The organism is Variovorax sp. V93, assembly GCF_041154485.1.
Classification (GTDB): Bacteria; Pseudomonadota; Gammaproteobacteria; order Burkholderiales; family Burkholderiaceae_C; genus Variovorax; species Variovorax beijingensis_A.
In genome coordinates, this window is record NZ_AP028670.1 from 235,398 (window position 1) to 259,232 (window position 23,835).

Annotated in this window: 25 protein-coding genes; 17 read left to right on the top strand and 8 right to left on the bottom strand. The window is 60.7% G+C overall.

Annotation, left to right across the window (positions count from 1 at the left end):
• Genes ACAM54_RS27105 through ACAM54_RS27120 form a run of 4 tightly spaced genes read left to right on the top strand, consistent with a single transcriptional unit; the run spans position 1 to position 3,552 of the window.
• Positions 1-984, top strand: coding sequence for a Bug family tripartite tricarboxylate transporter substrate binding protein (locus tag ACAM54_RS27105; RefSeq protein WP_369651674.1), 984 nt, complete (start codon positions 1-3; stop codon positions 982-984).
• Between the two features lie 24 nt (positions 985-1,008).
• Complete coding sequence (locus ACAM54_RS27110) at positions 1,009-2,193, top strand: acyl-CoA dehydrogenase family protein (RefSeq protein ID WP_369651673.1); 1,185 nt, start codon at positions 1,009-1,011, stop codon at positions 2,191-2,193.
• 13 nt (positions 2,194-2,206) lie between these two features.
• Positions 2,207-2,869: a 3-oxoacid CoA-transferase subunit A gene (locus tag ACAM54_RS27115; RefSeq protein WP_369651672.1), complete on the top strand. Its 663-nt coding sequence runs from the start codon at positions 2,207-2,209 to the stop codon at positions 2,867-2,869.
• On the top strand, positions 2,866-3,552 hold the full coding sequence (locus ACAM54_RS27120; RefSeq protein ID WP_369651671.1) for a 3-oxoacid CoA-transferase subunit B: 687 nt from the start codon (positions 2,866-2,868) through the stop codon (positions 3,550-3,552). Before ACAM54_RS27115 ends, ACAM54_RS27120 begins: the two co-directional genes overlap by 4 nt.
• Before the next feature lie 66 nt (positions 3,553-3,618).
• Here ACAM54_RS27120 and ACAM54_RS27125 read toward each other — a convergent pair whose 3' ends face one another.
• The 3 genes from ACAM54_RS27125 to ACAM54_RS27135 are packed head-to-tail and all read right to left on the bottom strand — an operon-like array spanning position 3,619 to position 5,660.
• Positions 3,619-4,284 carry a helix-turn-helix domain-containing protein gene (locus ACAM54_RS27125; RefSeq protein WP_369651670.1) on the bottom strand — a complete coding sequence of 222 codons (666 nt, stop codon included), beginning with the start codon at positions 4,282-4,284 and terminating at the stop codon, positions 3,619-3,621.
• 7 nt (positions 4,285-4,291) lie between these two features.
• Positions 4,292-5,269 carry a 2Fe-2S iron-sulfur cluster-binding protein gene (locus ACAM54_RS27130; protein WP_369651669.1) on the bottom strand — a complete coding sequence of 326 codons (978 nt, stop codon included), beginning with the start codon at positions 5,267-5,269 and terminating at the stop codon, positions 4,292-4,294.
• Positions 5,244-5,660, bottom strand: coding sequence for an MOSC domain-containing protein (locus tag ACAM54_RS27135; RefSeq protein ID WP_369651851.1), 417 nt, complete (start codon positions 5,658-5,660; stop codon positions 5,244-5,246). Before ACAM54_RS27135 ends, ACAM54_RS27130 begins: the two co-directional genes overlap by 26 nt.
• 376 nt (positions 5,661-6,036) lie before the next feature.
• Here ACAM54_RS27135 and ACAM54_RS27140 point away from each other — a divergent pair, with 376 nt between their 5' ends.
• Positions 6,037-6,681 carry a hypothetical protein gene (locus ACAM54_RS27140; RefSeq protein ID WP_369651668.1) on the top strand — a complete coding sequence of 215 codons (645 nt, stop codon included), beginning with the start codon at positions 6,037-6,039 and terminating at the stop codon, positions 6,679-6,681.
• 63 nt (positions 6,682-6,744) lie between these two features.
• On the opposite strand, the gene ACAM54_RS27145 is transcribed toward ACAM54_RS27140, so the two are convergent.
• Together ACAM54_RS27145 and ACAM54_RS27150 are read right to left on the bottom strand one after the other, a co-directional pair.
• Complete coding sequence (locus ACAM54_RS27145; RefSeq protein ID WP_369651667.1) at positions 6,745-7,443, bottom strand: FMN-binding negative transcriptional regulator; 699 nt, start codon at positions 7,441-7,443, stop codon at positions 6,745-6,747.
• A gap of 100 nt (positions 7,444-7,543) precedes the next feature.
• A complete protein-coding gene (locus ACAM54_RS27150; protein ID WP_369651666.1) occupies positions 7,544-8,632 on the bottom strand; it encodes a phenylacetaldoxime dehydratase family protein in 1,089 nt (362 codons plus the stop codon).
• A 457-nt stretch (positions 8,633-9,089) separates the two neighbouring features.
• Between ACAM54_RS27150 and ACAM54_RS27155 the strand changes: the two genes are divergently transcribed.
• The 10 genes from ACAM54_RS27155 to ACAM54_RS27200 all read left to right on the top strand — a co-directional run bounded on the left by ACAM54_RS27155 (position 9,090) and on the right by ACAM54_RS27200 (position 19,459).
• Positions 9,090-10,355 (top strand): MFS transporter, encoded by a 1,266-nt coding sequence (locus ACAM54_RS27155; RefSeq protein ID WP_369651850.1) that lies wholly within the window; start codon positions 9,090-9,092, stop codon positions 10,353-10,355.
• Between the two features lie 4 nt (positions 10,356-10,359).
• Positions 10,360-11,034, top strand: a complete 675-nt coding sequence (locus ACAM54_RS27160; protein WP_369651665.1) for a 2-hydroxychromene-2-carboxylate isomerase — start codon at positions 10,360-10,362, stop codon at positions 11,032-11,034.
• 7 nt (positions 11,035-11,041) lie between these two features.
• On the top strand, positions 11,042-11,845 hold the full coding sequence (locus ACAM54_RS27165) for an aldolase (RefSeq protein ID WP_369651664.1): 804 nt from the start codon (positions 11,042-11,044) through the stop codon (positions 11,843-11,845).
• Between the two features lie 303 nt (positions 11,846-12,148).
• A complete protein-coding gene (locus tag ACAM54_RS27170) occupies positions 12,149-12,943 on the top strand; it encodes an aldolase (protein ID WP_369651663.1) in 795 nt (264 codons plus the stop codon).
• A gap of 305 nt (positions 12,944-13,248) precedes the next feature.
• The gene (locus tag ACAM54_RS27175; protein WP_369651662.1) at positions 13,249-14,268 is read left to right on the top strand and encodes an amino acid ABC transporter substrate-binding protein; all 1,020 of its coding nucleotides are present in this window, start codon (positions 13,249-13,251) and stop codon (positions 14,266-14,268) included.
• Positions 14,269-14,352: 84 nt separating this feature from the next.
• Positions 14,353-15,525, top strand: coding sequence for an amino acid ABC transporter permease (locus tag ACAM54_RS27180; RefSeq protein ID WP_369651661.1), 1,173 nt, complete (start codon positions 14,353-14,355; stop codon positions 15,523-15,525).
• Between the two features lie 32 nt (positions 15,526-15,557).
• On the top strand, positions 15,558-16,643 hold the full coding sequence (locus ACAM54_RS27185) for an amino acid ABC transporter permease (protein ID WP_369651849.1): 1,086 nt from the start codon (positions 15,558-15,560) through the stop codon (positions 16,641-16,643).
• Between the two features lie 42 nt (positions 16,644-16,685).
• Positions 16,686-17,426 carry an amino acid ABC transporter ATP-binding protein gene (locus ACAM54_RS27190; protein WP_369651660.1) on the top strand — a complete coding sequence of 247 codons (741 nt, stop codon included), beginning with the start codon at positions 16,686-16,688 and terminating at the stop codon, positions 17,424-17,426.
• A 63-nt stretch (positions 17,427-17,489) separates the two neighbouring features.
• The gene (locus tag ACAM54_RS27195) at positions 17,490-18,695 is read left to right on the top strand and encodes a PLP-dependent aspartate aminotransferase family protein (RefSeq protein WP_369651659.1); all 1,206 of its coding nucleotides are present in this window, start codon (positions 17,490-17,492) and stop codon (positions 18,693-18,695) included.
• Positions 18,696-18,817: 122 nt separating this feature from the next.
• A complete protein-coding gene (locus tag ACAM54_RS27200) occupies positions 18,818-19,459 on the top strand; it encodes a LysE family translocator (protein ID WP_369651658.1) in 642 nt (213 codons plus the stop codon).
• 125 nt (positions 19,460-19,584) lie between these two features.
• Here the strand turns inward: ACAM54_RS27200 and ACAM54_RS27205 are convergent, their stop codons facing one another.
• From ACAM54_RS27205 to ACAM54_RS27215, 3 genes are all read right to left on the bottom strand, one after another.
• Positions 19,585-19,998, bottom strand: a complete 414-nt coding sequence (locus ACAM54_RS27205) for a tripartite tricarboxylate transporter substrate-binding protein (RefSeq protein ID WP_369651657.1) — start codon at positions 19,996-19,998, stop codon at positions 19,585-19,587.
• On the bottom strand, positions 19,979-21,223 hold the full coding sequence (gene alr / locus ACAM54_RS27210; protein ID WP_369651656.1) for an alanine racemase: 1,245 nt from the start codon (positions 21,221-21,223) through the stop codon (positions 19,979-19,981). The genes ACAM54_RS27205 and alr overlap by 20 nt, the downstream gene beginning before the upstream one ends.
• A 216-nt stretch (positions 21,224-21,439) precedes the next feature.
• Positions 21,440-22,402, bottom strand: a complete 963-nt coding sequence (locus tag ACAM54_RS27215) for a LysR family transcriptional regulator (protein ID WP_369651655.1) — start codon at positions 22,400-22,402, stop codon at positions 21,440-21,442.
• A gap of 119 nt (positions 22,403-22,521) precedes the next feature.
• Here ACAM54_RS27215 and ACAM54_RS27220 point away from each other — a divergent pair, with 119 nt between their 5' ends.
• Together ACAM54_RS27220 and ACAM54_RS27225 are read left to right on the top strand one after the other, a co-directional pair.
• Positions 22,522-22,884 carry a cupin domain-containing protein gene (locus ACAM54_RS27220; protein WP_369651654.1) on the top strand — a complete coding sequence of 121 codons (363 nt, stop codon included), beginning with the start codon at positions 22,522-22,524 and terminating at the stop codon, positions 22,882-22,884.
• Positions 22,881-23,816 carry a carbon-nitrogen hydrolase family protein gene (locus ACAM54_RS27225; protein WP_369651653.1) on the top strand — a complete coding sequence of 312 codons (936 nt, stop codon included), beginning with the start codon at positions 22,881-22,883 and terminating at the stop codon, positions 23,814-23,816. The genes ACAM54_RS27220 and ACAM54_RS27225 overlap by 4 nt, the downstream gene beginning before the upstream one ends.
• Positions 23,817-23,835 lie beyond the last annotated feature (19 nt).

The window sequence follows — 23,835 nt, forward strand, 5'->3', positions numbered from 1 at the left end:
ATGAAATTCAATGCGATCAGGAAATGGCTCGTTGCCGCCGGCCTTGCCTGTATGACCGTCGCGCCCGCACTGGCCGATGAAGCCTATCCGTCCCAGCCCATCAAGCTTGTGGTTGGCTTCCCTCCCGGTGGTCCCACGGACATCGTCGCCCGCGTCATCGCCCAATCGTTGGGCAAGGAACTCAAGGCTTCGGTCATCGTCGACAACCGCGGCGGCGCTGGCGGCATCATCGGCGCCGAGGCCGTGGCGAAAGCCAAGCCCGATGGCTACACCCTCCTGGTTGCGGTCGAGTCCTCTCAAACGCGTGGACAGGCACTCAATCCCACCCTGCCTTACGACCAGATCAAGGATTTCACCTACATTCGAAACGTTGCCAAGCAACGCAACCTGATCGTGGTGAATCCCGGTGTTTCCATCAACAGCATCAAAGAGCTCATTGCCTACGCCAAGGCAAACCCTGGGAAGCTGAACTCGGGTGGCACCTTTGGCGCTACCTCGCACATCGGCGGTACTTTGTTCGACGCGCTCAATGGCACTGAACTGACCTTTGTGAATTACAAGGGCGGCGCGCAGCCCATCAGCGACCTGATAGCCGGTGTAGTTCAAGTCGGGTTCTTCACGGAGGCGACCGTTGCTCAGCACGTTCGCGCCGGCAAGATCAAGGCTCTCGCGGTTGCCGCACCAGAGCGCTCGCCGGCGTTCCCGGACCTCCCGACCGCAGAGGAAGCTGGCGGCAAGCCGATGGATCTCTCCCCTTGGTTCGGGATTGCCGCACCCGCCGGCATGCCGAGTGCCGTGACCAAGAAGATCGCCGCAGCACTCGACAAGGTAGTGACGAGTCCTGAATTCCTCTCGCAGCTGGAGACGCTCGGAGCGGTCCCAGTCAAGAACTCGTCGCCCGAGGCCTACTCCAAGCAGGTTGCCCGCGAAATCGACTTCTGGAACAACTGGGCCAAAACGCTCAAGACGCCGCTGGCCCGTTGACCGTCTGGCGAGGACACTTGCTTCATGAGCTTCTACGATTCGTACGACGAGAAACTCGCCGCTGAGGAGCTGGCTCTCGTCGCTGCCGCGGCCGACTTCTGCCAGGGCGAGTTCAGCACCCACTTGCTTGACACGCACACCCAGGGCCAGCCCTACGACTCAGCATGGATTGGCAAGTGGGCCAAGGCGGGCTTTCTGGGACTGCAGACGCCCCGTGAACTCGGCGGCCACGACGCTTCCTTCCTGTGCAAGATTCGAGTTGCACAGACGATGGCCGAACATGGCTTTGCTGCCGCCTTTGCCATCAACAACCTCCAAGGCTCGGTGACCCGAGTCGCGCGCCTGGGCTCTGACAAACACCGCTCCGAGCTTTTGGAGGGCTTGCTCAGCGGCGGCATCTTGTGTGCCCCCGCGATGTCCGAGCCTGATGGAGGCAGCGACCTGGGCGCGCTGAAGACCTGCGCGCGACGGGTGGACGGCGGCTGGTCGATCACCGGCACCAAATCGTGGATCACGAATGGCCAGATCATTCAATGCGCGAATCTCCTCGCGCGCGTGACTGCAACAGGCGGCGGCTCCGACGAGATCGCATCCTTCCTCGTGCCATTGGCTGACGGACCGACGTTCAGTCGTGAAGAGATCCTCATGCCGGGCGCCCGGTCGTTCCGACTGTCGAGGCTGACCTTCCAGGATCACTTCGTTCCCGACTGGTTTCTTTTCAGTCAACCCGGTCAGGCCTTCAAGGCTTCCATGGCATCAGTCAATGCAGCCCGCGTTCATGTCGCAGCGATGTGCGTCGCATCAACGCGAGCGGCCCTCGGTGAGGCGGTCGGCTATGCAGGGAGCCGACAGACGTTCGGCAAGCCGCTGATCAGCCATCAGGGATTGGCTTGGGAGCTGGCAGAAGTCTCCCTGCGGCTGGAGGCCGCCAACGCACTGGTGTTGCGCGCTGCCCTGGCTGTGCAGACAGGTGCGCCCGCATTGACGCTGGCCGCCCAGGCCAAGAAGTTCGCCGTGGACGTCGCGGTGTGGGGAATCGATCAGTGCCTTCGTGCGATGGGGGCCACCGGGGCAAGCGCCTCACACCGTCTGGCCATGTTGTTCGCGGAAACGCGCCTGGCTGCCTATGGCGATGGAAGCAGCGAGATGCTGCTTGACCGCATCGGCAAGGGACTCGCAAAGGAGTACGGGCCTGCGCCCCTCCAATGAAGAAAGTGTCAAGATGAGAAATGTAGTCGTCAAGGATGCACACGCCGCGGTCGCGGGCCTGCGCGACGGTGACACGGTGATGGTTGGCGGCTTCGGCGGCGCCGGCCTGCCGCGCACCATGATCAAGGCCGTGCTGGATCTGGGCGTCCGCGAATTGACCGTCATCTCCAACAATGCCGGCTCTGGCGGCGATGACCTATCGCTCTGGTTCGGCGCACGAATCGTGCGCAAGATCGTCTGCTCCTACCCACGGAGCGCGGACGTGTTCGCCGAGCAGTACCGCGCCGGCTCGGTCGAGCTGGAACTGGTTCCCCAAGGCACACTGGTGGAGCGAATTCGCGCGGGCGGCGCAGGACTCGGCGGCTTTCTCACCCCTACCGGCGTAGGAACCATGTTCGAGAAGGAAAAGGAGAAGATCGTCGTCGATGGTCGCGAGTATCTCCTGGAGAAGCCGTTGCATGCCGCGTTCTCGCTGCTGAAGGGCCGGCAGGCCGACGTTCTCGGGAATGTCAACTACAACAAAACCGCACGCAACCACTCAGTCGTGATGGCCACTGCAGCAAAGACCGTCGCGGTCGAGGTCGACGAGCTCCTCGACGCCGGCGAACTCGATCCGGAGAGCATCGTCACACCATGCATCTTTGTGGATCGGGTATTTCTTTCGAGGAAAGCATGAATTCGCTATCAAGACAGGAACTTGCACGCCTGGTCGCCAACCAGCTTCCCAAAGAGGGTTTTGTCAACCTGGGCATCGGGGCGCCGACGAGCATCGCCGACCATCTTCCCAAAGACACGTCGGTGATGCTTCACAGCGAGAACGGGATTCTCAATGTGGGGCCAAAGCCGGTCGCCGGGCAGGAGGACTGGGACCTGATCAACGCCGGAAAGATGCCAGTCACCCTTGCTCCGGGCGGCTCCTACTTCGACTCCAGCCTCTCGTTCTCGATGATGCGAGGAGGCCACCTGGACATAGCCATCCTGGGCGCGTTCCAAGTCTCCCAGCATGGCGACCTCGCCAACTGGACGACCGGTGACTCCAACGGCGCGCCGCCTGCCATAGGCGGGGCCATCGATCTCGCGGTGGGAGCCCGGCAGATCTGGGTAATGATGGAGCACACCACCCGGGACGCGCAGCCGCGGTTGGTCGAGCGTTGCACTTTGCCCCTCACGGCCGTCGGCGTGGTCGCCAAGGTGTTCACCAACCTGGCCATCATCGACGTCAGGGCCGAGGGCTTTGTCGTGGAAGCACTCTTTGAGGACGCGTCCCTCGGCGCTGTGCAACAACTCACCGGTGCACCGGTCAAGGCTGCATCCCGTGTCCAGCGATTCGGGCGAGATGGCGTGCTGTTTTCTGACTGAGTCCGCCACCACACGTGCGAGCGAGCAGCATTGCGGCGGAACCGCCGCGGTCTCGGCAGCAAAGACCTACGCAGTGGCGGCAATCACTACAAGCGCCGAGGCGGGCTTGTCGGTCAGTGCCGTCAGCTTGTGAGGGATCGTCGAGTCGAACTGGACGCAATCTCCGGGGCTCAGGCGCTCCCTGCGCGCACCGATCTGCATCTCGATGCTGCCTGTGAGGACGAACAGTATCTCCTCGCCCTCGTGGTGGCTCATGATCCGCCCGCGCTTCTGTGTCTTGCCCGGACGCACGACAAACGCGCGCATCACCCGGTCTTTGCGAAGTCCCCCCACCAACGACAGATGGGTCGTGAGGTCACCTGCGATCGAACCATTGCCTCGAACAATGGTGATGATGTCTTCCTCGGTCTGCTGCCCAAAGAGACGATCCACAGTCACGCCCAGCGCCTTCGCTATGTTGAGGGCAGACTCGATCGACGGTGTGGAGACGCCGCGTTCAATTTTGGACAAGTAGCTTCGCGTCAACCCGGAATCCCGGGCCAGATTCTCCAGCGTCAATCCGCTTTGAACGCGCAGGTACTTTAGATGTAGTGCCAAGGCCTTGTATGGGTCCGCAACTGTTTGATCTGCTGCCGGGGACCCACTGTGAGTTGCTCCAACCTTCGATTCTGGCACGGCCGTGTCGCCCGCACCCTCGCCGGTGGCCGCAGCGGCCCGATCGCTTGTCGTCAAGGCGGGACTAGATATCGAGAACCAGGCGCGGCCCGGCACACTCTGCGACACACACAATGACCTCGTGCACACGCTCCTCCGGGCTCAGGACTCGATCGCGGTGAATGGGTGGTCCTTCGACCCATCGTGTTCGACAGGCGCCGCAAATACCGCCAGCGCAAGAAACCGATATGTCGGCATCCATGGCCTCGAGTGTCGCCAGGAGGCCGACTTCGGGAGCAACTTCCATCTCACGACCGCTCTTTGCCAAAACCACGCTGTATGGTCTGGCCGTTCGTGTTGGCGCGAGCTTCGGCGGGGTGAAGCGTTCCACGTGCTTGCGCTCTTCGGGCCAATCGGCGACAGCGGCCTCGAAGGCATCGAGCATGCCGCCCGGCCCACAGCAAAATGCCTTTGCCTCCTCGCCGTAGCCTTGCACGAGTGAATGGATATCGGGCGGAGCCACCTCCAGGGTGTTGTACAGGCACACGCGTCCGGCCTTGACCGCAGGCTCCAGCACGTCGATGAGACAGGGCTCTCCCATGCTTGCCCAATGCAGCACGTAGTTCGTCCTGCCCTCCCGCTCCAGTGCCAGGATCGCAGAGACAAACGGCGTCACACCGATCCCGCCCGCGATGAAGATGTTCATTGCTTCGGACGAGAAGGCCAGTCCACTTCGCGGCACGGAGACACCAATGATTTCTCCGGTTCGAAGTTCGTCGTGGATATGGCGTGAGCCTCCACGGCCGGCGTCCTCGCGTTTGACGGCGACAACGTACCTGCGGCAATCGGCGGGGTCATTGCACAGTGAATAGGTTCTCACCAACCCGTTGGCGAGGTGCAGGTCGACGTGGGCGCCGGGTCGAAAGGCGGGCAGGCGCCACCCGTCCTGATCCGCCAGAACCAGACGCTTTACGCCTGGGAGCGGTTCGTCGATCTCTTGTACGACGGCTTGGAGATGTTTGATCGCCTTTGCCATCTCACCCCCCGCGAACGATGTCGCCAACGCGGATCACTCCTCCTTTGAGGATGCGACAGTTCAGACCTGAGCGGTTGATGAGTGGATCGAACACCTGCTTGCCCAGGATCTCCTCGATATGACGGCATGGCGTGGACAGCCGCGTCGCCTCCAGAAGTGCCTCGCCTACCCAGAACTGGCGGCCCACGAGGTGGTTGAGAGGCACGCCCTGCACCGTCACGTTTCGCCGATGTTCCTCCGGCAGGAGTTGGATCTTGGCATCGCGAGCGAGTGCCTCCAGCGTTTCGATTTCGAACAGCGTGATCTGGCGGCCCTCCTCCGGCTTGTGGGAATAGAAGCCGGCCTCCTGACCGATCATGTATCGGTCCCCCTGAATCCCCTTGCCCGCAATCAGGTTCAGTTCCTCGAAGGACTCCATCGGAAGGAAGGCGCGAGGCGTGATGTGCAAATGCCGAACCACCCCTGTCCAGGCGAGGATGCCCTCGCGGGCGGAGGCTGGAGTGTGCCGTGCTGTTGCGTTGGAGATCGAGGCGCTCATGATGCAGGATGGACGATTCAGCAGAATGAAGACAGGTAGGACACTTTGTGTCCATTAGGACCAAATGATATGGCGGTCTCGACGGATTGACAAGTGGGCTCGCCACCACATCCGAGCTGTGGACATGCTGCATTGACGCCCCCAAATTGTCGGAAAAGTGACAGTTTCCCGGTGAGCATTGCCATAGCATTCGCGGCCCCGTACCCAAGGTGCCTTACAAGTTCGCCTGCAGATGAGACTCTCACTCCAAACTCCCTTGCCCAACCGCAGGACCGCGCTTCTGGCGATTCTCTTGCTCGCCATCGGCCTGGCCTCAGCCTTTGCGGCTGCTTGGTTAAGTCGCGATGCCACCATCTTCTCCCTGGCGCCGGCGCCCGGAAAGCCACCCGACATGCTGGCGAGCCAGCGTCTGGATCTGCATCGCACGTTCTTCACGATTTGGGTAGCCTTGCTGTTGGTCATGCCCGCTCTGTGCCTGTTCCCTTTTCGACGGCGTTCCGAGTTGGCTGCCCGGTATTGGCTTGCTTTCTGGACGGTGGCTCTGGCCGCCTTCTGCGTTCACTTCTATTGGGCCGTCGTCGTTATCTTTGGGAACGACTGGAAACGCATCATGAGCACTCCCCGAGTGAGTGCTCCTGTACTGGATACAGTTTTTGCGCTCTGGTGGTGCGTGGATGTCGCGATTGCATGGCTGATTCGCTCTGAGGCCGCCTGGGTGAGAGTTGAGCGCACTCTCGTGCACGTCCTCGCATTCGTTCTGTTCTTCATGGGCGCAGCACGAGAGGGCGAACTGACTGCATCGCGATTGCTCGGCTGGACCATGGCAGGTCTTGTTGCGGCAGCTCTCGCAGCGTGGCTGGTCGGGTTGAGGAAGTACCGACTGAGCATCAGCGTCGTATAGCAATGAAGAAGCTGCCAAGAATGTGTCGTGTGGAGTTACAGCACCAGAGGAATCGCGCCTCGACTAACTATCGCCGCGCTGTTGCGTCGCCTCAATCGCCTTCATTACAAGGCTGGCCATCGCCTTGGATTCGTCGCGAAGATCATTCTGCAAGCCCGCCACCGTGCCGCGCCTGTCCTGTATGGCTTCGTCCTGACTTGCCTTGAGCTTTCCCTCGAGTCGATCAATCGGAATTTCGATCCCTACGATGGCGCCCAGGAGCTTGTCGATGAACGCAGTGGGTGCATCGGCGATCCGCCACGGCACCTGCTGATTGGACTCGTGATAACCAGTAAGCCGGTTCAACATGTCGAGCACCCACCCCCTGTCCTCGACGGCCCGCGCAATGCCATGTGCATGGGCGACGGCGTAGTTCCAAGTGGGCACGACCATGCCGTGCTCTGCCTTGCTCGGATACCACCCCGGCGTTATGTACGCCTGTGGACCCTGGAACGCCACCACCGAGGATGCAGCGCGCAGATCGCGCCAAACGGCGTTGGCGCGAGAGACATGTCCAATCAGGGTGCCGAAGCGCCCTCTGCTCCTGTCCAGGAAGAAGGGCAAATGGTTCGCGACGAGGGCACCGTCCACCTGGCACACCCAAGCCCCAAGGGGATGGGACTCCATCAGCGAGAAGATTGCATCTTGATCTGTCAGTTGATGATGTTTTGAAACGTACATTCCTTTTCCCTGGAAGCGAGCGAAGCTAGGCAAGTTCGGCATGCGCAAAGCATGCCTGCACACGCTGACGAAGACAAACTCTCTTTGCTAACGCCAATTTAGTGAATCTAATCTTGTGCTGGACCGCTCGAAGCAAGATTCTTCAGTCCAAACGCTCGCCGTCGAACCATCGCAGCAGGCCGGTTTCCGGACCGCAATTGATGTATTCAAAGAGCTGGTCGCCCGCCGGCAGCACATAGACCTCATGCCAGGTACGCAATTGATTGTCTTTGCCGTAGCGCTTGTAGCGAGACATCGCGGCTTTGAAAATGGCGGCATGCGTCGCGTGGTCTTCCGCCCATTTCTCCATGTGCCGCAGCGAAAGAAAATGCCCGAGCGCATGCTCCTCGGGCAGGAGGCGCCCATCCGTGTCGAGCTTGCACTGCATGCGCAGCGAAGCACAGCCGGTAGGCAACGGTGACCCGCGCAGATAGGCCATTCCGTCATTCAGCGGCTTCTTGAGATTCGTCTCGAAGTCAGCCAACTGCTCCTCGTCCATGCGCTCCCATGAATTCGCGGACCTTATGACGGCCAGATTGTGAGGCGGTGTGATACGCCAGCGCTCTTCGTACCCAGCGCGCCCGGACTGCACGACGAGTGCCGAACCCTCCGGTGCATCCAAAGGATCGTCCGCAGCAAGCGGAATACGATCACGCATCGCGCCATAGTAGCCACAATAAGGCGTTGGATAGACCGCGACCTCCTCGCTCGACATCAAACCTGCCGGATAGTCTCTCCAGTAGATGCTCTCCTGGCGTTCGCGTGGCACGCGCAGCATCTCGCGCCACACGCCTGTTCCATCGTGCAGTCGTTCATTCGAGGTCCACCACGACTGCAATACGTCGTCGGAGCGCCAACGTTCGAACCGGCGCTCGTCGACCCAGTAGGCGGTGATCACGTGATTCCGCAATCCCTGCGTATCAGTGAAACGGGCGTGGTCGAAGGTCGCCGGACTGGCGGGATGCGACAGCGCACCCCTTGCCCACTTGAAGAATGCGCTTTGCTCAAGCGCGGCGTCGTCCACACCCTGTACCGCCAGAAAGCCAACGCGCATCTGCATGCAATCGGGCGGCAGTTGAAAAGACCAGCGTTGCACTTGGGGAACGAACCCGTCGCGCTTGCGCAAGGGGAACTTGCGCTCTGAAGGCCCGTGAGCCTCCGCCGGCGCATTCTCAAGGATCTTTGCTGTCATGGGGGGTTCTGACATTAGTGGGTGAATCGACGTCCTGCACCAAGCAGACTCTGGCGCACTGCAGCATAGGCCGCATATGCGCCTCTGCGAAGCCGGCGTGCCGAACCGCATAGCTGCTATGCCTTGTGATGCATGGCTCCACGCGACTGTGCTCCGGATACTTTGGGTTTCGAAACGACGCGCCGAGCCGTCGTCATCGCTTCAGGCACGCGAACCCCGGATCCAAAGGACTGATGATGACCAAAGATCTGCGCCGGAAAAACTACGTCGACGACCGCGTCGCCCGAGGACACGGCACCTGCTGGTGGAGGCAGACCGAAGTTCCGTCCAAGTCCCTGTCAGGTGCTGGCACGCAAGTACAGAAAGATCCTGAAGCGAGGAGGACAGCTTGAACTCTGCAACATCTTCATCGGGCCGCGGGCGCACCAAAGGCTACGTGACCGCGGCACTGGCGAGCATGATGGGCACCACGATAGAGTGGTACGACTTCTTCTTGTACGGCACGGCAGCGGCGCTCATCTTCAACAAGATCTTCTTTCCGTCGTTCGATCCGATCGCGGGCACGATGGCTGCGTTTGCTACCTACTCGGTGGGCTTCTTCGCCCGCCCTCTGGGCGGCGTCATCTTTGGGCATTTCGGTGACCGCGTCGGACGCAAATCGATGCTGCTCATCACGCTCTTCCTCATGGGCGTTCCCACAGTCTTGATCGGACTGATCCCCTCCTACGAGTCGATTGGATACTGGGCCGCGTTCCTGCTGGTTCTGATGCGCTTCCTGCAGGGGGTCGCCGTCGGGGGCGAATGGGGCGGTGCTGTGCTGATGGCCGTAGAGCATGCGCCTCCCGGCAAGAAGGGCTTTTTCGGCAGCCTGCCCCAGGCCGGCGTGGCGCCTGGACTTATCCTATCTTCGCTGGCCATGGGAGCAGTGGCCAAGTTGCCTGAGGCCGACATGCTTTCGTGGGGCTGGCGCCTCCCCTTCTTGGCCAGCGTGATCTTGCTGCTGGTGGGTTGGTTCATTCGAATCAAAGTGGCAGAGTCCCCGGACTTCGAGCGCATGACCCATCGCGGCGCGCGTGTCGAGATGCCAATAGCGAAGGTGCTTAGGGAGTACCCGCGGGAAACCATCGTTGTGATCGGGGCGCGTCTTGCGGAAGTCACTTGGTTCTATACGACAGTGACGTTTGCGCTGGCATATGCAACCGGAACCCTGGGGATACCTCGCACGCTCATGCTGGACGCAACGATCTGGGGTGCGGCAGCGGCATTGGTCATCATGCCGCTGGCCGGCGTGCTTGGCGACAGGATCGGCAACAAGTGGATTTTCGCCCTCGGCACCGTCGGGATCATCGCCTGCGCCCCGCTCTTCTTCGAGCTGCTGCAGACACGTCAGCCCTTGCAGGTCAAGCTGGCGGTCATCCTCGCGGTCGGCTTGGTGTACGCAACCCTGTACGGTCCCGAAGGTGGGCTCTTCTCCAGTCAGTATCCAGCGGAGGTCCGATACAGCGGCATCTCGCTAGCGGTGCAGGTCTCTGGCGCCATCGGCGGCGGCCTGGCACCGATTGTGGCGACTTGGCTCCTGGCCAAGGGTAACGGTGACCCGCGATATGTGGTTTGGTACCTGAGCGGCCTCGGTGTGGTCGCTCTGATCAGTGCCTTGAAGATGCACGGCGAGTCGCGGTTCGCACACGGCCCGATCGTCGGTGATCCATTGCATACAAAGTGAACTCATGAAGCTCATCGACTACTATTTCTGGCTGAACTCGGATTGGGCCTACCTGGGCGCAGACCGCCTCGAAGACCTTGCCGCCCGTCAAGGGGCGAAGATCCGCTATATGCCAGTGGACCTGCCTTACGTCTACTCCAAGACCGGTGGCGTCATCCTTCCGCTTCGAGCACCCGAGCGCCAGGCCTACCGAGTCGCCGAGCTCGAGCGCTGGTGTGCACGGCTGGACATTCATGTGAATCCGAGCCCCAGATTCATGTGCCCCGACGCCGGATTGGCATCGCGCATCGTCATTGCGGCGGACATGCAAGGCATCGCCTGTCATCCGCTCTACAAGGCCATCCTGCACGCCGAATGGTGCGACGACCAAGACATCTCCGACGAAGCAACGCTTCGCTCGATCATTCACTCGCTGCACCTCGACGACGAGGGCCTCGTACGTGATGCAGAGTCGGCGCGTGTGAAGGCGGCCTACTCAGGCTACACGCACGCCGCAATCGCTGCTGGCGTCTTCGGCTCCCCAACTTACGTTTATCACGGCGAGGTCTTCTGGGGCCAAGATCGTCTCGATTTTCTCGAAGAGGCGATCGCCAGATCCTCGATCCAGCCGTGGCGGGCCACTGCTGGCAAACGCCCCGGCGAACCCGAACGCAGCTTTTCCACCCAAGAACGTTCTTGAGGCATATATGACCGATTCGGACACATTCCAACTCGACAAGGCCACCCTTGTCTTGCAATCGACGAGACAGATGGACCAGCAATTTCAGGACAGTGTCTATACGCTTCGCCAGAAGCTCGCGCTGACCTGCCGCGTCCTGTTCGACAACGGGCATGACTCCGGACTGGCCGGCCAGATCACTGGGCGCACGGAGACGCCCGGGAAGTTCTACACGCAGCGCTTGGGCCTGGGATTCGATGAAATCTCCGAAGACAATCTCCTGCTCGTGGACGAGGACCTCAACGTCCTGGAAGGCGCAGGCATGCCCAATCCGGCGAACCGTTTCCATTCGTGGGTCTATCGCGCACGCCCCGATGTGAATTGCATCATCCACACGCATGCGGTCCACACGGCAGCATTGGGCATGTTGGAACAGCCTCTCGTGGTCTCGCACATGGACAATTGCGTGCTGTACGACGATGTCGCCTTCGTGGCCAAGTGGCCAGGCATTCCCGTGGGAAATGAGGAGGGAGAATTCATTGCGGCAGCGTTGGGCAACAAGCGCGCCCTCTTGCTCTCCCACCACGGCCTCCTGATCGCCGGCAGCACGGTGGAAGAAGCCTGTGTGCTGGCGATCGCGTTCGAGCGGGCCGCGCGCATGCAGTTGCTGGCGAGCGGAGCTGGCGAGATCAAGTCGATCGATCCCGCATTGGGCCTCGAAGCCCATGATTGGGTATTGCGGCCCAAGCGCAACCAATTCGCATTCGACTACTACGCGCGGCGGTCCTTGAAGGACCCGCGCAACGCAGATTGTCTTCGCTCTCCTTCGTAGGGAGCATCAGCAAGGGATGCGGTATTGGGCCGGCAGGCCTGAGGCGCGAATAGCGCGAAGCCGGCTACGCCACGAGCCGCTGGCGCGTCGGCTCAATTGCAATCCCTGGACCGGCAGTGTCACGTCGATCCTTTACCTCTGCTCCTTCCCGCAATCACTGGTCACCACGTATGGCGCAGGCAGCCCGTTTATAGCTGCTATGCCCTCAGGTGCATGGCATGTCTTGCGCGAGGTCAAGATACTTCGTGTCATCAACCGGATGGGCACGAGTGCCTGTCAGATCACGGATCCGAAGAACCCTCGATGACTGAAACCCTGCGCCCCAAGAACTACTTCGACGACCGCGCCACCCGAGACATGGCGAAGCACCTGCCCTCGCCTCAGCGGGATATGAAGGAGACGCTAGCCTATGCCTGCAGGATCCTGGCGATGACCGGCCAGGAAGCCGGACTGGCGGGACAGATCAGCGCGCGCTCGGAGCGGGAGGGGGCCTACTGGACCTTGCGTTTCGGCTTGGGATTCGACGAAGCCACGCCGGAAGACTTCATCGAGGTCGACGGAGATCTCAACACACTGACGGGTACGGGCATGCCCAACCCCGCGACCCGCTTCCACCTTTGGGTCTACCGCGCGCGTCAGGACGTACAGTCGATCATCCACACCCATTCGCCGTGGGCCTCCGCACTCGCCGCAGCCAGACAGCCTCTGGTGATCGCGCAGATGGACATGACCCCTCTGCACGACGACTGCGCGTTCCTGCCGGACTGGCCCGGAGTGCCGATCGCCGACGATGAGGGCGTCATCATCTCCGGCGCCCTTGGGAGCAAGCGCGCAATCGTTCTCGCCCATCATGGATACCTGACCGCGGGCAAGACCATTCAGGAGGCCACCTACCTGTCGGTCTATCTCGAGCGTGCCGCCCGCATGCAGTTACGCGCCCAGGCTGCTTTCGGCGCTTTGACTCCCGTCGACGACGCACTCGCACGAGAAGCCCACGACTACCTGCTCAAGCCGTCGATCGTCAACAGCACCTTCGACTACTGGTGCCGTCAGACGGCAGGTGCACCACAGCCCATCTCGAGTTCGACGGCCTGCTGACGTCTGCGCGCCATGGCTTCTTGTGTTGCGGCTGTCGACCTGGGGATCGCGGCCAACAGTTCGGTAAGCGAGGCCGGCACGCCACAAGCGGGATCCAGCCACCCCGATAGCACCATGGTGCTATCGCGCACGGTGTTCTTGGCTTCCGATCGTCCCTCTATCAAGAGGAGGCTTGCAGCGGGCAGGCCTGCATCGGTTTCCAGGTGGAGGCACTCGCCATTTCTCAACAGTACGCACGCCTTCACCCACACGGACAACACATCTCACCGCCGGTCCTTCCCCTCGATCAACAACAGGAGACAATCATGAAGATCATTCACCTCGCAGCCACTGCACTCATGGGGTTATGTTTGGCCGGCGTCGCGCAAGCCGGCCAAACCTTTGACGCTGTCAAGAAGCGAGGCTTCGTCCAATGCGGGGTATCCACGAACCTGCCGGGCTTTGCATTCACCGATAGCAAGGGTGAATGGCAAGGCATTGACGTCGACACTTGCCGCGCGATCGCCGCCGCCATGTTCGGCAATGCCACAAAGTTCAAGGTCGTGCCGCTCACGACCCAAGCGCGCTTCACAGCTCTTCAATCAGGTGAAGTGGATGTCCTGACGCGCAACACGACACAGACCATGTCGCGCGATACCACACTGGGGCTGATCGGCGTCGGCGTGAACTTCTACGACAGCCAAGGCATCATGGTCACCAAAGATGCCAATGTCACCAGTGCCAAGAATCTCGCTGGTGCCACCATCTGCGTCCTCCCCGGAACAACGACCGAGTTGAACCTTACCGATTGGTTCCGAGGCCTCAAGATGGCGTTCAAACCCGTGCTGCTCGACACGGTCGACGAGATCAAGCGCGCCTTTGCTTCCGGCCGCTGTGACGGCATCACGATGGACAAGTCCCAGCTCGCGCTCGCCCGAATCAACTTCGGCAACTCGGACAAGTACGTGATCCTGCCGGAAGCGCTCTCGAAAGAGCCGCTGGGCCCCATGGTTCGCCAGGGTGACGAAGCGTGGTTCAACGTCGTACGGTGGTCGCTCAATGCACTCCTCGAGGCGGAGGAGTACAACCTGACCTCGAAAAATGTCGACGAGGTCGTCAAGAACAATACGGCTCCGCACATCCAGCGCATCCTCGGGACGACCCCGGGTATGGGGAAGGGCCTCGGTCTGGACGACAAGTGGGCATATAACATCATCAAACAAGTCGGCAACTACGGCGAGATCTTCGACCGTAGCTTGGGCGCACAAAGCCCGATGAAGCTCGATCGCGGACTGAACGCCCTCTACAACAAGGGCGGATTGATGTACGGGTGGCCGATCCGATAAGGATCCGTGGGTGATGCCGGACTGAGGCGCTCGTCGGCGCCTCAATCCGGTGCCGCCTTCGCTTCAATGCTCTACCGCCACATCATGAAATCACGCCATCGTGCCCCTTTCAGATTCTCCTGGCAGCATCCGGAGTTCAGGGCTGTCCTTTACCAGATCATCGTAGTGGGCCTTGTCGCCCTCGCCGCCTGGTATCTCGTCTCCAATACGCTGCACAACCTGGCTACGCGCAACATCGCTACAGGCTTTGCATTCCTCGATCGGGAAGCCGGATTCGCGATTGGCGAATCCGTGATTGACTATTCTCCCTCCGACACCTATCGCCGCGCTATCTTGGTCGGATTGGTCAACACACTGCGTGTATCCATCGTCGCCCTCGTGTTCGCGACCATCCTTGGCGTCATCGTCGGCATCGCCCGGCTTTCGGCCAACTGGTTGGTCTCCCGGCTCGCCACTGCGTACGTTGAATTCATACGCAATGTGCCGCTGCTGCTGCAACTGCTTATCTGGTATGCCTTCATCGGCGAAGTCCTGCCTGGGCCGCGGTCTGCGCTGAATCCTCTGCCTGGGGTCTACATGTCCAACCGGGGCTTGCTGGCCCCAGCCGTCGAGGGAACGTCACTTTCGGGCATATCGGTCGGGCTGGTCATCGCCGCCATCGCCGTCTTCCTGGTGGCACGCCATCAGCGCACCAGGCAACGCGCCACAGGCGTTCAATCCAGACTGTGGCCGTGGGTGCTCGGACTTTGCCTGATCATGCCCTCTCTCGGATGGCTGCTCGGTGGGCAGGATATTCATCTCGACCTGCCTCACCGCAGCGGCTTCAATTTTGAAGGAGGGTGGGCATTCTCTCCCGAGCTCTTTGCGCTGCTGATCGGCCTTATCACCTACACGGCGGGCTTTATCGCGGAGATCGTCCGTGCGGGCATTCAATCCGTCAGCCGAGGGCAGTGGGAGGCGGCCCAATCGATGGGATTGCCACGCGGCCGGATCCTGCGGCTGGTCATCCTGCCTCAGGCGCTGCGCGTGATCGTGCCGCCGACGACCAGTCAGTACCTGAACGTCATCAAGAACAGTTCTCTTGCCGTCGCCATCGGATATCCGGATCTCGTTTCCGTCGTCAACACCACGTTGAACCAGACGGGACAGGCCATCGAGGGCATCCTCATCATCATGGCAGCCTTCATGACCGTGAGTTTGGCGGTATCGCTGTTGATGAACTGGTACAACAAGCGCATCGCGCTGGTGGAGCGGTAGACATGAACAGCACCACTTCATCTACCGCAACCATGACGGCAAAGCCGCCCCCATCTCTTGTGACCCCCTGGGGTTGGGCGCGCCGGACACTCTTCTATTCGCCCGCCAGCCTGCTCGCAACCCTGCTGATCGCCTGGCTGCTGCTGATGGCAGCACCCCCACTGCTCGAATGGCTCCTCTTCAAGGCCAGCTTCCGGGCGCCCGATGCGCAGTCATGCCGCGAAGCAGGTGGAGCGTGTTGGGCCTTCATCCGGGAGAAGTACCGGCTCATCCTGTTCGGAACCTACCCCTATGACGAACAATGGCGCCCCCTGCTTGCGACAGTGGCGCTCATTGCGGCCATTGTGGGAACAGGTGTGCGGCGCTTTCAGGGCCGTGGCCTGTTCGCTCTGTGGGGTTTCACTCTCCTCGCGGTCGCCGTTCTCATGTGGGGCGGGGTGTTGGGTCTGACTTTCGTGGAGAACGTCCGCTGGGGCGGACTTCCCCTGACCTTGATTCTTTCCACCTTCGGCATCGCTTTCGCCTTTCCCATTGGCGTGCTGCTCGCGTTGGGCAGGCGTTCGCGCATGCCTGCCATCAAGGCCATCTGTGTCGCCTACATCGAGTTGATCCGCGGCGTCCCGCTGATAAGCCTGCTCTTCATGTCCTCGGTAATGCTTCCACTCTTTCTTCCTGAGGGAATCAGCATCGACAAGCTTCTGCGCGCACAGATCGCGATCATCATGTTCGCCGCGGCGTACATAGCGGAAATCGTGCGCGGCGGACTCCAGTCGATTCCCAGAGGTCAGTATGAAGGGGCCCAATCCATTGGACTGACCTACTGGCAGCAGATGAGAAAGGTCATCCTGCCGCAGGCGCTCAAGGTGGTAATTCCCCCGCTTGTCGGCACCTTCATCGCACTGTTCAAGGACACGTCGCTGGTCGTCATCATCGGGATCTTCGATCTGACGCAAGCGGCCAAGGCGGCGCTTGCCGATCCTGCCTGGACTGGCTTCGGCGTCGAGGCCTATCTCTTCATCGGCCTCATCTACTTCATCTTCTGCTATTCGATATCGAAGTACAGCCGGTCCCTGGAAAGGCATCTGGCGCGCGGACATGACACCGCGGCCAGCAAGTAAGAGTTGCTGATTCATCTCACAGCAGACGAAAAGGATATAGCCATGAACGACGCCATCGTCAGTCTTCAAAAAGTCAACAAGTGGTACGGAGACTTCCACGTCCTGCGGGACATCGATCTCAATGTGCGCAGAGGGGAGCGCATCGTGATCTGTGGTCCCTCCGGATCTGGCAAGTCGACCATGATTCGGTGCATCAACCGACTCGAGGAGCATCAGGCAGGGACCATTACGGTCGACGGCACCGAATTGATCAATGACCTCAAGCGCATCGAGACGGCCCGGCGCAACGTCGGTATGGTCTTCCAGCACTTCAATCTTTTCCCGCATCTCACCGTGCTGGAGAACCTCACACTCGGCCCGACCTGGGTTCTGGGAAAGCCCCTTGCGGAGGCTCAGGCGCTTGCGATGAAGTACCTCGAGCGCGTACGGATTCCAGATCAGGCGCACAAGTACCCGGGGCAGTTGTCTGGCGGACAACAGCAACGGGTGGCGATCGCAAGATCCTTGTGCATGGCGCCGAAGATCATGCTGTTTGACGAGCCCACATCGGCACTGGACCCGGAGATGGTCAAGGAAGTTCTCGACGTGATGATCAGCCTCGCCGAAGAAACCAAGATGACGATGTTGTGCGTGACACATGAAATGGGCTTCGCACGCAAGGTGGCCGATCGCGTCATCTTCATGGACTGCGGGGAAATTGTCGAACAGGGCGAACCGGAGAGTTTCTTCAGCGCCCCGCAATCGGACCGTGCCCGTCAATTTCTGAGCCAGATCGTGCACTAGCTATCAAGCGCCAGCGCCGCAAGCATCTTTTTTCCAGCCCAACACAGTCGAGAAAGACAATCAATGCAAGACAAGTCGCATACGCTCGGATTTCAAACCCGCGCGCTCCACCACGGTCACGATGCGTCGGACCCCTACGGCGCAGTGTCACCGCCCATTTACATGACATCCACTTTCGCCTTCGAGAACACCGCGGACGCGGCAGCCGTCTTCTCTGGCGAAAGCGACCGATATGTCTACGGCCGCCAACACAATCCCACCCAGCATCTCCTCGAGACTCGGCTTGCACAACTCGAAGGCGCGGAGGCGGCCCTGGCGACAGGATCAGGCATGGGAGCCATCTGCTCGACCCTCCTGACGCTGCTATCCGCCGGCGACGAGTTGGTCGTGCACCACACGATGTATTCCACGGCGACTTCCCTGATCGACGAAGGCCTGCCGAGGTTCGGTATCAAAGTCATCAAGACCGATCTCACCAAGCCTGACAATCTGAGGCAGGTTCTTTCTGACAAGACCCGCATCGTTTACTTCGAGACGCCCGTCAATCCGACGGCCCAGCTGCTGAACATTCGGGCCCTTGCCGATGTGGCCCACGAAAGCCCCGGTGTGCGGGTCCTGGTGGATTCAACCTTTGGTTCGCCGGCACTGCAGCAGCCGCTCCAACACGGCGCGGATCTCGTTGTCCATTCGATGACCAAATACATCAATGGGCACGGAGACCTTCTTGCAGGCGTAGTGCTTGGCGACCTCGCCACGATCAAGAAGATCCGGTCGGCGGGTCTGAAATACATGACGGGCGCGACCCTGTCGCCGATGCTCTGCTTCCTCGTGCTGCGAGGCCTCAAGACCTTGACGCTGCGCATGCGCCAGCACAGCGAGAGTGCACAGAAAGTTGCCGAGATGCTGACGGCACACCCAGCCGTGAAACTCGTCCGCTATCCGTTCCTCGCAGGCAGCGCCGACTTCGATTTGGCCAAGACCCAGATGAGCCGCGGCGGTGGCATGCTCTCTTTCGAGCTGCACGCAGGGCTCGACGGCGCCATCCAGATGATCGACAACCTCAAGCTCGTGTCGCGGGCAATCAGCCTGGGGGACACAGAAACGCTGATCACTCACCCCGGAACGCTGATCAAGGCTCGCCAAAAGGTCGAGCCAGCGGCACGTCTGAGCGCCGGGGTCACCATGGATCTGATCCGGCTTTCCGTAGGGCTGGAGGATGTGGACGACATCATCGACGATCTTCGGCAAGCACTCGATACGATCCGGTAACCATGCCTCAGAAGGCGTTCGCAGGTCGATGCCCACGGCGCGGCAACGACAGATCAATCGGCATGCCGTGCAACAGCACGGCATGCTGAGTTTTCAGCCTGCGAGCTGCCGACAAGCTCTGCATGCCGATGGAACATTTGGCCCAACTCTCTCCAGCCTACCTGACGTTCTTCGTTGGAGCGATGAGCCCTGGCCCGAGCAATCTCACCGTCATGGAAGTGGCGATGAGCGGAGGTCGGCGGGATGGGCTGGTGGTCGCCACTGGTGTCGTGACGGGCACAATGATCTGGGCGATTCTTGCATCGACCGGGCTCGCAGCGCTTTTGATCACTCACAGCGGCGCCATGACGATGGTGACGATGGCAGGAGGAGCCTACCTTCTGTATTTCGCTTTCGCATTCGGACGCTCAGCATTTCGCGATCGGTCGTCATCAGTTGCTGGCGCCGGGTCTTCAGCGCCGCACTCGTTCAAGGCCCTCTATGTGCGAGGTCTCCTGATCCACGTTGCCAATCCCAAAGCCATCCTTTCGTGGGTAGCGACGATGTCCTTGGGCCTTCAATCTGGCGCGCCGGCCTATTTGCCATTCGTGATTCTCGCCGGGTGCGTGCCGATCGCCGTGCTGATCTACGTCTGTTACGCCGCAGTTTTCTCAATGCCGCCCTTGGCACGGATCTATCAACGCATGCAACGCCGGATCAATTTCGTCCTGATGCTGTTCTTCACCGTAGTGGGCGGGAGCATGCTGCTCGGCGGGCATAACTGAGTAGCACTTGGCAAAGGCACCGCGTCGATGCATTTGCCAGCCTGCTACCACCCGCCCCGGCCCGGTGGCACCTGCGATGATTCCCTTGACCGAGCTCAATCGGCCCGGAACAAGGATTTGAACGGTCAATCGATCTTGATGCCGGCGGCCTTCAGCACCTCGGCGCATTTCTTCAGATCGGTATGAATCTGCTGGCCGAGTTCGGTCGATGTGTTGCCCGCGGACGCGATGCCGAGCTTGGTCAGGCGCGCCTTGATGCTCGCGCTGCACGCGGTCAACGATGGGTTTGGGCGTCCCTGGCCGGTGCGAGGATGCCGATCGACGAACTCGCTTCGAAGCCGGGCACGGTCTCGGCGACGGTCGGCACGACCGCCCGTGTAGGGCACATGGACGAAGTTCGCGCCCGTCTTCACTCTCAGCATCTCGGCAGCGGCGTGCGGCGTGCCGCCAGTGCCGGAACTTCCATACGACAGCCCGCCTGCGATCTGCAACAGCGAGAGTGCATCGAGCAGCCGATAGCTAGGGTCGAGGCTGAGCAACTTGGTTCGAGATCAGTTTTCTAGGATTGACGCTCCAACGTGTGGTCATCTCGACCATGGATTCCTTGGTGTACTTCTGAAGTTCATCTCCCTGGATCGTCTCGCCGCCTTGCGCCCCATAGAGAACGACTTCATCATTGGCCCGGATGTCCGGGAAGTCCGTCACATCGGCCATCAGCGTGTTCATCGTGATGGCGCCGACTATGGGCGCCCGATGTCCTCGAATCAGCACATCACCGCCCGTGTAAACCTTGCGATGGCTATCGGCATATCCGACCGGGATGTTGGCCAGGCGCGAATCGCGTCTCAGCACGTATGTGTGGTTGTATGTCACTCCGGTGTTGGCCATGTATTCGTTGACGGTAGCCACGCGCGACTTGAATGTCAGCAGCTTGGCGAACTGCGGGTAGCTCGAATATCCGTAGAGAATGCGGCCGGGACGAACCATGTCGAAATGGCTTTCTGGCACCTCCATGGTGGCATAGGAGTTTGCGGTATGGAGGGTAATTGCTTCCCGCTGTAGTCCCGCAACCCGCACAAGCCATTCCGCGTCCTGCGCGAACTCGCGTGATTGCGCCCTCACCTTCTCGCGATCTTCGAGCGCATAGTGCGTCATGATGCCCACCGGACGTAGCCCCGGCATCTTCAGGATGTCCACCGCCTGCTGTCGCCCACGGTCGGTTCGCATCTCGACACCATTGCGATCCATCTGCCCGGCGTTGATGGCAAGATGGATCCGCACCGTCGCATTGCGACGTCCTGCTTCCAGCGCCAGTTCACGCGCAACGTCGACGTTGCCGATCAACTCCTCGAAATCGAACGGGATGCCTTCGATCATCTCTGGAATCGAAGCTGCGCGCAGCCTAAGGAGTCGCCCCTTGAAGCCACTGCGCCTGACAAGCAATCCTTCCTCGTTACTGGCGACACCCACGCATGGAATGCCCATCTTGATGATCGACGGCATCAGCAAGCCAAGACCGTGGCGATATGCATCCCCCTTCATCGTGGCGCATATCTGGGGGCCTGAGCCAATTTGCGCCTTTAACTGCGCAATGTTTTGCTCGAAGGCTACCGCGTCCACCTCGGACCATGCATTGGACCACTTTGCCACGTCGCCGCCGAGCACCGCTGTGGGTCCAAGGTTGGACGAAGGGCTGGGTGTTGAACAGCCTGCAACGGCAAGAACGACCGCTGAAAGTGCGAGCGACGTCAGGGAATGCTTCACGGGAACTGTCTCCTTTTTTTGGGAATCAGCAGCACTGCTTCCTGCGCAGTGCTGCCCTTCAGGAGTGTCCGATCCGCGCAGTCGAAGATCCATGCCTCACAGGCCATGTCAGCTATGAGCCCAAGTCATCGGGATGTTGGGAGCCATCCCGGGCGAATCCATGCAACGCGTGTCGTCCTCGACGCAGCCGAACGAGCTGTTGAAGCACCGAGCGGCTCAAGGGCCTAGTCGTTGCTCTGCCTGTAAGGACGTTGCGGCGGCAAGCGGCGGATAGCTCAGGCGCGATCGATCCCTTTCCACGATCGCCCCCAGATACTGAGCTACAGCCTTGACCCTCTTGACCATGTGATCGGATGCCCGCGTGACCAGCCACCATTGCCGGGTCACGGGCGGTTGCGTCAACAGCACTCGGACCAGGGAAGGATTGGCTTCTGCCATGAAGGCCGGAAGAGCACATAGGCCTGCCCCCGAGGCGGCAGCGTGAAGCTGCGCGGCCAGACTGGTACTCGCGAAGTGGAGCTTGACGTGTGGAACCCACTCGTCCAGCCACTTGACCTCCGTCAGTGCGAGCTCCGGGACATATCCCACGAAGCGGTGACGGGCCAGGCCGTCGACGGAGGTGGGCGTGCCATGACCTGCGAGGTATTCGACCGCGCCGTACAAACCGACATCGTACGTACCCAGCAGCCGAACGCGAAAAGCCCCCGTCGAGGGCCTCACCATTTCGATCGAAAGATCCGTCTCACGCTGATCCAGACTCAACGGCCGATGCGCCGTGACAAGCTCCACCTGCAGGTCCGCATGTTGCGCCTGCATCTGGGCGAGCGCCGAGGCGAGATACCAGGCGCCGAACCCCTCCATGGTCGACACCCGGATGCTGCCGTGAATGTCCCGCTCCTGGTCGATCCTGGCGCCACGCAGTTCGCTTGCGGCCTTGTCCATGCGCATCGCCACGTCGACGAGCGCTTCGCCATCGGCAGTGACGATGGATTTTCCTGCGCGAACCTCGAAGAGCCGATATCCCAGTTCTTGCTCGATGGTGCGCAGGCGCCGCCGGACAGTCGAAATGTCCAGGCGCAAGGCGTCAGCGGCGGGTTTGACCCCGCCGCACTGGAACACCTGGAAGACAAGTTCGAGATCTTCCCAGTGAATGCCAAGGTTGCGATTGTCTCCGGTCATCTCATGCCCACGAGCGAATATGTGCTGAACCAACGTGCATTTTCGCCCCTGGCATTGGCATTTTTGCATCTCGCTTTCCCCTCGCTTGAGACACAGAATGGAAAGCCAAAGGAGCAACCATGACAACAGCCGCAGACCACCTGACCCGCCCGTGGGAATCTCGCTACGAAATTCGTGACACGACTGTACTGGCCGAGGCCAAGGAGTTGCGTGTTCTGGATATGACTCTCATGCCGAGGCAGAGCGTCCCGTGGCACCGGCACCCCATGAACGACGATCTCTTCATCGGCTTGCGCGGTGAGTTTCGCATCCTCCATGGAGAGGCCGGCGAGGAAATCACCGTCCACGCGGGGGAGCGGTTCAACGTGCCACGTGGGGTTGCGCACAGTGTCGTCAATGGCAGCACTTGCGATTGCCAGTTTCTGGTGATCCAAGGCGTCGGGGAATACGACTACCTGCCCGTTGATCGAGGCGGAAAATGAATCCCGCAAAGCCTGTGAAAGTGGCTGTCGTCCAGGCAGCAAGCGTCGTCTTCGACACCCCGAAGGCAATGGAGAAATTTGCACGGCTGGCCGCTCGCGCGGCCATGGAGGGTGCAAGACTCGCGGTGTTTCCGGAGGCTTTCATCGGGTCGTACCCCAAGGGGCTGGATTTCGGGGCGCGCGTCGGTAGTCGCACCGCCGCCGGGCGAGATGACTTTGTGCGATATCACCAAGGCGCTATCGAGGTTCCGGGCCCGGAGACGAAGGAGATGGAGCGCATCTGCGCGGAGTTGAACCTCGAGATTGTCGTCGGAGTCATCGAGCGTGAGGGTGGAACGCTCTATTGCACAGCCCTGTTCGTGAGCCCCTCAGCGGGGCTGGTCGGCAAGCACAGAAAGCTCATGCCAACGGCCGCCGAGAGGCTCGTATGGGGCTACGGCGATGGGTCGACAATGCAGGCCTTCGACTCTTCACTTGGCCGTTTGGGCACGGTGATCTGCTGGGAAAACTACATGCCGCTCTTGCGGATGGCCATGTATGCGCAGGGCGTGGAAATCTACTGTGCTCCGACCGCAGACGATCGCGACAGTTGGGTGCCAAGCATGCAGCACATCGCTTTGGAGGGCGCATGTTTCGTTCTCTCCGCTTGTCAGGTTCTGCGCAGATCAGATTGCCCTGAAAAGTACGAGGCTGTCCAGGGCAACGAGCCGTCCACCCTCCTGATGCGCGGGGGCAGTTGCATTGTTGATCCCTTCGGCAGGCTTCTTGCGGGACCCGTCTTCGACGAAGAAACGATCCTGCATGCCGAATTGGACATGGATGAGATCCGTCGTCGCAAGTACGACTTCGACGTCGTCGGCCACTATGCACGACCGGATGTGTTTTCGATGCAGATCGACACTTCGCGCAAGGCACCGGTGACCTCGAGGTAGCGTTCTCGGACTCACGCGT

Coding starts and splice junctions, on each gene's coding strand:
- ACAM54_RS27105 (WP_369651674.1), top strand. CDS start 1: ATGAAATTCAATGCGATCAGGAAATGGCTCGTTGCCGCCGGCCTTGCC.
- ACAM54_RS27110 (WP_369651673.1), top strand. CDS start 1,009: ATGAGCTTCTACGATTCGTACGACGAGAAACTCGCCGCTGAGGAGCTG.
- ACAM54_RS27115 (WP_369651672.1), top strand. CDS start 2,207: ATGAGAAATGTAGTCGTCAAGGATGCACACGCCGCGGTCGCGGGCCTG.
- ACAM54_RS27120 (WP_369651671.1), top strand. CDS start 2,866: ATGAATTCGCTATCAAGACAGGAACTTGCACGCCTGGTCGCCAACCAG.
- ACAM54_RS27135 (WP_369651851.1), bottom strand. CDS start 5,660: ATGGAGTCCTTCGAGGAACTGAACCTGATTGCGGGCAAGGGGATTCAG.
- ACAM54_RS27145 (WP_369651667.1), bottom strand. CDS start 7,443: ATGCCGAACTTGCCTAGCTTCGCTCGCTTCCAGGGAAAAGGAATGTAC.
- ACAM54_RS27150 (WP_369651666.1), bottom strand. CDS start 8,632: ATGACAGCAAAGATCCTTGAGAATGCGCCGGCGGAGGCTCACGGGCCT.
- ACAM54_RS27155 (WP_369651850.1), top strand. CDS start 9,090: ATGATGGGCACCACGATAGAGTGGTACGACTTCTTCTTGTACGGCACG.
- ACAM54_RS27160 (WP_369651665.1), top strand. CDS start 10,360: ATGAAGCTCATCGACTACTATTTCTGGCTGAACTCGGATTGGGCCTAC.
- ACAM54_RS27165 (WP_369651664.1), top strand. CDS start 11,042: ATGACCGATTCGGACACATTCCAACTCGACAAGGCCACCCTTGTCTTG.
- ACAM54_RS27170 (WP_369651663.1), top strand. CDS start 12,149: ATGACTGAAACCCTGCGCCCCAAGAACTACTTCGACGACCGCGCCACC.
- ACAM54_RS27175 (WP_369651662.1), top strand. CDS start 13,249: ATGAAGATCATTCACCTCGCAGCCACTGCACTCATGGGGTTATGTTTG.
- ACAM54_RS27180 (WP_369651661.1), top strand. CDS start 14,353: ATGAAATCACGCCATCGTGCCCCTTTCAGATTCTCCTGGCAGCATCCG.
- ACAM54_RS27185 (WP_369651849.1), top strand. CDS start 15,558: ATGACGGCAAAGCCGCCCCCATCTCTTGTGACCCCCTGGGGTTGGGCG.
- ACAM54_RS27190 (WP_369651660.1), top strand. CDS start 16,686: ATGAACGACGCCATCGTCAGTCTTCAAAAAGTCAACAAGTGGTACGGA.
- ACAM54_RS27195 (WP_369651659.1), top strand. CDS start 17,490: ATGCAAGACAAGTCGCATACGCTCGGATTTCAAACCCGCGCGCTCCAC.
- ACAM54_RS27200 (WP_369651658.1), top strand. CDS start 18,818: ATGCCGATGGAACATTTGGCCCAACTCTCTCCAGCCTACCTGACGTTC.
- ACAM54_RS27215 (WP_369651655.1), bottom strand. CDS start 22,402: ATGACCGGAGACAATCGCAACCTTGGCATTCACTGGGAAGATCTCGAA.
- ACAM54_RS27220 (WP_369651654.1), top strand. CDS start 22,522: ATGACAACAGCCGCAGACCACCTGACCCGCCCGTGGGAATCTCGCTAC.
- ACAM54_RS27225 (WP_369651653.1), top strand. CDS start 22,881: ATGAATCCCGCAAAGCCTGTGAAAGTGGCTGTCGTCCAGGCAGCAAGC.